Here is a 5988-nt window from a genome sequence, read left to right as displayed (position 1 = left end):
GTGGTGGTCGATAGGCCTTTGAGGGCGCTGTCGATCCAGCCCTGGACGCGGTGGATGCCGATGTCGCGGTATTCGACGGCTTGGAGGAGCATCTCGAGCTTGTCCGCGTCGCGGGCGCAGCGGGCCTCGGTGGTTTCCGCGGCCTCGTACTCGTCGACGGCGTCGCGGACGGAGGTGCGGGCGGTGTCGGGCAGGTGGGCGGTTTGGTCGGCGGTGATGTGCTTGGGGTCGGGTTTGGTGAGGTAGGGCTTGACGGTGTGGGGCAGGTCGCCGGTGCGGGTTTCCTGTGTGTCGTGCCAGAGGGCGAGGTAGGCGGCGCGGGCGGGGTCGGCGCCTTCTTCGGCGGCGAGGAGTCCGGCGAGCTGGGCGACGCGCAGGGAGTGTTCGGCCACGGATTCGGGGTCGCGGACGCCGGCGTGCCACCAGCCCGAGCGCCGGATCCGTTTGAGGATGCCCAGTTCGTAGCCGAAGCTGGCGATGGCGCTGGGGTCGGACACGCAGGGGCTCCTATCGGTCGGCGATGCGGAGGGCGTAGTGCAGGTCGGCGAACTGGTCCCGCTCGGCGCGGGTGAGTTCGTCGGTGGACAGGCCCACCTCGACGGCCTCCTCGAGCGGCGGGCGCAGGTGGGGCCGGTCGGTCAGCAGTGACGGGCGTGAGGCTATCAACGTGACCAGGGTGTGCAGGTTCAGCGGCAGGTGCGGCGACTGACGGCGCCACCCGCCGGGTGAGGTGCTTCAGCAGGTGCATCCCGCCCCAAGATCGCGGGTCGGCGTGGAGCATGAAGGCGTCGTCGACGTGGTCCTCGCGCAGTTCGCCGATCCAGTAGGCCCAGTAGTTCAGGTTCGCACGTCCGGGACCGAGCCGATGGGCATGGCGGCGGTGAAGTCCCTCAGCACGTCGCAGTCGCCGCGGCCGGCCAGCGCGACCGAGGCGGAGCGTGTTTCCAGCAGCAGGTTCACGTCGTCGGTCTCGACGGGGCGGCGGCTGGCGCGCCCCCACTCGCCGCGGAGCCAGTCGACGCTCGCGGGCCGCTGGTCGAAGCTCAACAGGTAGATCGCTTGTCGCCGCAGCAGGGCTTGATCGGGGCCGGCGGCGCGGTCGGCGAGGGTGAGCATGTGGGCGAAGAAGCGTGCTCGCTCGTCGGCGTACAGCACGGGTCGCGAGGCCGTTGGGCCTCGTCGTCGTGTGGGTGTGGCCAGTGGGCGGAGTTGTTCGGGCAGGACCCCGGTGATCGGACAGGTGATCAGGTTGGTCAGCGACCGGCGATGCACGTTGCCGGCTAGGGGATGCTGCGCGGGGTCCAGCCACGCCGGGCCGGCGTCGACGGCCGCGGCGAGGACCAGGTCGGCTTCGATGGCCTCGTGCAGGTGTCGGCCCACGGAGGCCGGCGCGCCCAGCCGGGTCAGCGTTGTCCGGAGCCGCAGGAAGTCCCGGGTTTGCATCGCCGCGAGCGGGCGCCGGCCCGATTCCCAGCCCTGCACCGTCGTCACGTCGACGCCCGCGGCCTCGGCGAACTGATCCTGCGTCGCCCCCGCGAACTGGCGGGCGAGCTTGAGCACGAACCCCGCCACGACACCCAGGCATCGTGACCAGCAGCTACCTGATCGATCCCGTGCTGTTCGACCGGTTGGTGAACCGGATCGCCGGCGAGCACGACCTCGAGCGCGGCCTGGCCGAACGCATCATGGACCAGGCGCTGACCTGTGGCGCACCCTCGTCCCGGCCGCCCGCGTCTGGGCGATGCATCGCCTCGAACAAACGTTCGATGACGTGTTAGCCTCGGGTCATGAGCATGGAAGGCCCGGGCGGTGAGGGGTACGACGGCCTCGCCCACTTCCGCATTGACGCCCACGGTGAGCGGCTCATCGTCCTGCCGGCGACGTGCAGGGCAGGACGGCACTCTCTCGCTGCCGCGGGGTATCGGGCTGTGGTCGGTCGCGGCGCGATCGCGGTCGAGTGTGGGGCGTGCCGGGCCGACGGCGCTTCCCCGGCGGCATGGCACCTCGGCGCCCCTGGGTCGGTGGCCGCGCGGGCCGAGTTCGATGACCAGCCCTACCTTGATCGCCGGAGCGGCACTGAAACTGTGGCTCCGGTCCGGCAGTAGGAGGCCGCGGATGCTGCACAGCCCCTACACGCGGTTCACCGGAGACGCCGACCACGGGTGGGTACCGGTCATCACCCCGGTCTGGGTCCGGCTGGACGCGATCTACCTGCGGGTCCCGGGTGCGCCCGTGCACACCGTGGTCATCGGACTGGACATGACCGGCGAGGTACTCGGTCGCCTCACCGGCTGGTTCTCCACCGCCAAGGGGGACTGGCTCGGTGTCGTCGACTTCGAGATCCCCTATGCGGACGTGCGGCGGAACAAGCTCGAGGTCGTCGACCAGCTCGTCCCGGCCTACGCCCTACGCCGTCGCGACGACTGACCGCGGGCGGCCTCACGATGACGCGGTTCTCAATTCCCGCAGAACATCGTCGAGACGTCGAAGAGTTTCCTCGGGGGGCAGGGCCAATTGCTCGAGCGTGGCGCGAAGCTGTCGGTAGCGTTCGACGAGCTCTCGATCAGTCAGGAGGGTGACCGACCCGAGGTGCTGGATGACGACGGCGCCCTCGCCATCGTCACGCTCGTAGAGCACGAAAGGGCCAAGCTGCCCGTCATGCCAGTCCGAACCCTCGAGCACGAGACGCACTACGGCCAATCGCCGGCGGAGTACCTCGATCAACCGCTCAACCTGCTTCGCCATGACTACCACGCCGCCCACTCGCCAAGTGAGCGCCGGCAGGCCGAGGAAAACCTCATACTTGGTGCGCCGTCCCTCGACCACGGCGGCCTGGCGTTCGGATTTGGAGGGCAAGTCGCTCCCATCGGATGTAACCTGACGGGCGTAATCGTCACTCTGCAAGAGATCTGGGATGCGCAGAGGTGACCATTCCGTGATCGAGGTTGCCTTCTTTTCGAGCTCCAACGCGTCGGCGGTGTAATGCGAAATGCCGAAAAGGCCGGGAGTGCCGCGGTTCGGGGTTGCCCGTTTCGGAGTTGCCCATGTCGCGACCTGGAGCAGGTCTGCGCGTGCTTTGCCCGTGATTCCGAGGGCGTCGGCGAGCGCTTTCGTCTGCTCGACGGTGGGGAGAAGTGTGCCATCCAGCCACCGGCTCACTGTGGTATGCGAGACGTCGAGCTGATGACCGATGTTTCGCGTGGTGGGCCGAGGCGTACGAGCTAGCCAGTGTGAGCGTAGAAGACGCGCGAGTGGCAGGTCGTCGAGCTGCTTCGCCGTATCGGGGTGCCTCGGCATGAGGTCAAGAGTACCGAGAAAGACCTTTGTCGGAACGACCCGGATGGGCTATTGCCCACTCTTGATGCCGCAATGCACCGTTGTTTGGTGCGTAAGTTTTCGCACCAAACTTGGAGGGAAGATATGTGGCGATGGATTTCGCGTATTTGTGGCCGTGTGCCTTCTGCGACTAGGAACGGTCGAGCGCAGCAACGCCCTCGTCACGCGATGCCCGAGCGAGTGAAGGTCGCTCTTAACGAAGAGAACGGCTGGGGGCGCGTTCACCGGAGTCGGCGATGACGAAAGATCGTCGAACTCCGCAATATCTCTACCGGACGGTTTTCGAGCAGTTCAAGGCCCGCATCGAATCCGGTGAACTTGCGCCCAACACGCCGCTTCCGGCCGAACGGCGCCTGGCGGCCGAGCTTGGCGTCGCGCTCGGCACTCTTCGCCACGCTACTCAGCTCCTACGGGACGAGGGGCTCGTGGTCACGGTGCCCTCGAAGGGGACCTTCATCTGTGACACGAAGCTGTGGGCTACCGATCGTGCGGGACCGAGAACGTGACCGGGGCGGGCCGGTGGATGCCCACCGGTCCGCCCGACGGGGGATCGCATTGGTGTGGAGAACAGCAGGCGGGCTTCAGAGGCTGCTCACCTCCGGAGTGTCGGCCGTCGTCCTTGTCGCTGGCTTAACGCCGCATTGTCCTTCTCCTCATGCCGACGCCTCTGGATACCGTGTACCCGTGCGCCGCTGAGCAGGGCGCCGAGCACGAGGAAGGGCAGGGCCTGTACCACGACGGCGATGAACACGGTCGATCCGGTGCGCAGCATCGGGGCGTCGAACAGGTCGACGAGGAAGCTCTGGCTCAGCATCGCGACCAGCAGGATGGCGCACAGCCGCAGCATCGACGTGATTCGCCGCCGTGGCCGCCGGGTGGTCGTGGACGTCACGGTCACCGGTTCTCCACTTCGCAATACGTGCGCGTCAGGCGAACAGGCCGCCTCAGAACGACCAGAGCGCCTGGCCGATCAGCGCGATCAGCGCTAGGAACCCGAGCCTCGGAGTCTCGGTTGGCGGGGCCTGAAGCTGGACTCACTACTCGAACTGAATTCACGAGGTGTGGCGCAGTCGATTGACAGCCCATGGCCCGGACCTCAGGCGGAGGTTGGTACCAACTCGTTGAGGAGGGCGCGTACGCGGCGGTCGATTTCGTCGCGGATGGGGCGAACCGCGTCGATGCCCTTGCCTGCGGGGTCGTCGAGTTGCCAGTCGAGGTAGCGCTTGCCGGGGAAGATGGGGCAGGCGTCGCCGCAGCCCATGGTGATCACGACGTCGGCGGCTTGGACGGCTTCGGTGGTGAGTGGTTTGGGGAATTCCTTGGACAGGTCGAGGCCGATTTCGTTCATGGCTTCGACGACGGCGGGGTTGATGGTGTCGGCGGGGGCGGAGCCGGCGGAGCGGACGGTGACGCGGCCGGCGGCGTGGTGGTCGAGCAGGGCGGCGGCCATCTGGGAGCGGCCGGCGTTGTGGACGCAGACGAAGAGGACTTCGGGCTTGTCGGACACGGTGGCTCCTTGGTTCTTGGCGGTGGCTTCCAGCCGCTGCCGGGCGAAGCGGGCGGCCAGGACGGGCAGGTGGGTGCCGATGCGAGCGGTAGCGGCGAGGTGGGTGTAGGAGTCCTCGACGCATTCGCGGACGGTCTCCGGCGAGAAGGTGCCGGTGAAGTGCCGGGCGAGTTCGTCGGCTTCGCGGTCGAGCAGGGTCGGCACGTGGCGGTCGTCGAGGCGGCAGTCTTCGATGTCGTGGCAGGGTTCGCCTTCGATGTGGTCCATGGCTACTCCCGGGTGGCTGTGGTGAATCGGCGGCGCAGGGCGAGTGAGACGTAGACGAGCGCGACGAGCACCGGCACCTCGATGAGCGGGCCGACGACCCCGGCGAGGGCCTGGCCGCTGGTGGCGCCGAACGTGGCGATGGCGACGGCGATGGCGAGTTCGAAGTTGTTGCCGGCCGCGGTGAAGGCGAGCGTGGTGGTGCGCTCGTAGTTCAGGCCGATCGCCTTGCCCAGGGCGTAGGACCCGGCCCACATGAGTCCGAAGTAGACCAGCAGCGGCAGTGCGATGCGGGCGACGTCGAGCGGGCGGCTGGTGATCTGGTTGCCCTGCAGGGCGAACAGCACGACGATGGTGAACAGCAGCCCGTACAGGGCGATCGGCCCGATGCGCGGCAGGAACCGGGTTTCGTACCAGTCGCGGCCCTTGGCGCGCTCGCCGAGGCGGCGGGTGAGGTACCCGGCCACGAGCGGGATGCCGAGGAAGATCAGCGTGCTCTTGGCGATCTGCCAGCCGGACACGCTCAGCGTGGTGGTGTCCAGGCCGAGCCGGCCGGGCAGCACGGACAGGTAGAACCAGCCGAACACGCCGAACATGATCACCTGAAAGACCGAGTTGAGGGCGACGAGCACGGCGGCGGCCTCCCGGTCGCCGCAGGCGAGGTCGTTCCAGATGATGACCATGGCGATGCAGCGGGCCAGGCCGACGATGATCAGGCCGGTGCGGTATTCGGGCAGGTCCGGCAGCAGCAGCCAGGCGAGGGCGAACATCAGTGCCGGGCCGATCAGCCAGTTCAGCACGAGCGAGGGCCACAGCAGTTTCCGGTCGCGGGTGACCGAGTCCAGCCTGTCGTAGCGGACCTTGGCCAGCACCGGGTACAT

Annotated in this window: 9 protein-coding genes and 1 pseudogene; 3 read left to right on the top strand and 7 right to left on the bottom strand. The window is 67.9% G+C overall.

Going from position 1 to position 5988, the window contains the following annotated elements; translation table 11 throughout:
* The 3 genes from ABZ215_RS42925 to ABZ215_RS42915 all read right to left on the bottom strand — a co-directional run.
* On the bottom strand, positions 1 to 497 hold a 497-nt coding region (locus ABZ215_RS42925; protein WP_354956651.1), incomplete at its 3' end, for an HD family hydrolase.
* Positions 498 to 507: 10 nt separating this feature from the next.
* On the bottom strand, positions 508 to 666 hold the full coding sequence (locus tag ABZ215_RS42920; RefSeq protein WP_354956649.1) for a hypothetical protein: 159 nt from the start codon (positions 664 to 666) through the stop codon (positions 508 to 510).
* Positions 667 to 837: 171 nt separating this feature from the next.
* Positions 838 to 1560: a helix-turn-helix transcriptional regulator gene (locus ABZ215_RS42915; protein ID WP_354956647.1), complete on the bottom strand. Its 723-nt coding sequence runs from the start codon at positions 1558 to 1560 to the stop codon at positions 838 to 840.
* A gap of 26 nt (positions 1561 to 1586) precedes the next feature.
* Here ABZ215_RS42915 and ABZ215_RS42910 point away from each other — a divergent pair, with 26 nt between their 5' ends.
* Together ABZ215_RS42910 and ABZ215_RS42905 are read left to right on the top strand one after the other, a co-directional pair.
* Positions 1587 to 1778, top strand: coding sequence for a hypothetical protein (locus tag ABZ215_RS42910; RefSeq protein ID WP_354956645.1), 192 nt, complete (start codon positions 1587 to 1589; stop codon positions 1776 to 1778).
* Between the two features lie 337 nt (positions 1779 to 2115).
* Positions 2116 to 2427, top strand: a complete 312-nt coding sequence (locus tag ABZ215_RS42905; RefSeq protein WP_354956643.1) for a hypothetical protein — start codon at positions 2116 to 2118, stop codon at positions 2425 to 2427.
* A 12-nt stretch (positions 2428 to 2439) separates the two neighbouring features.
* Here the strand turns inward: ABZ215_RS42905 and ABZ215_RS42900 are convergent, their stop codons facing one another.
* Positions 2440 to 3159, bottom strand: a complete 720-nt coding sequence (locus ABZ215_RS42900) for a DUF5753 domain-containing protein (protein ID WP_354956641.1) — start codon at positions 3157 to 3159, stop codon at positions 2440 to 2442.
* A gap of 413 nt (positions 3160 to 3572) precedes the next feature.
* On the opposite strand from ABZ215_RS42900, the gene ABZ215_RS42895 reads away from it, so the two are divergent.
* Positions 3573 to 3842, top strand: coding sequence for a winged helix-turn-helix domain-containing protein (locus ABZ215_RS42895; protein ID WP_354956639.1), 270 nt, complete (start codon positions 3573 to 3575; stop codon positions 3840 to 3842).
* A gap of 179 nt (positions 3843 to 4021) precedes the next feature.
* On the opposite strand, the pseudogene ABZ215_RS42890 reads toward ABZ215_RS42895, so the two are convergent.
* From ABZ215_RS42890 to arsB, 3 genes and pseudogenes are all read right to left on the bottom strand, one after another.
* A pseudogene (locus ABZ215_RS42890) lies at positions 4022 to 4183 on the bottom strand (permease); the annotation flags it as partial.
* A gap of 249 nt (positions 4184 to 4432) precedes the next feature.
* A complete protein-coding gene (locus ABZ215_RS42885) occupies positions 4433 to 5110 on the bottom strand; it encodes an arsenate reductase ArsC (protein ID WP_354956637.1) in 678 nt (225 codons plus the stop codon).
* A gap of 2 nt (positions 5111 to 5112) precedes the next feature.
* Positions 5113 to 5988: ACR3 family arsenite efflux transporter (gene arsB / locus ABZ215_RS42880; RefSeq protein WP_354956635.1), on the bottom strand; the 876-nt coding region annotated here is incomplete at its 5' end.

The organism is Amycolatopsis sp. NPDC006131, assembly GCF_040614175.1.
Taxonomy (GTDB): domain Bacteria; phylum Actinomycetota; class Actinomycetes; order Mycobacteriales; family Pseudonocardiaceae; genus Amycolatopsis_E; species Amycolatopsis_E tucumanensis.
The sequence above is the reverse complement of the archived record's forward strand: the minus strand, read 5'-3'. Positions and strand labels throughout refer to the sequence as shown.

Coding starts and splice junctions, on each gene's coding strand:
- ABZ215_RS42905 (WP_354956643.1), top strand. CDS start 2,116: ATGCTGCACAGCCCCTACACGCGGTTCACCGGAGACGCCGACCACGGG.
- ABZ215_RS42895 (WP_354956639.1), top strand. CDS start 3,573: ATGACGAAAGATCGTCGAACTCCGCAATATCTCTACCGGACGGTTTTC.
- ABZ215_RS42885 (WP_354956637.1), bottom strand. CDS start 5,110: ATGGACCACATCGAAGGCGAACCCTGCCACGACATCGAAGACTGCCGC.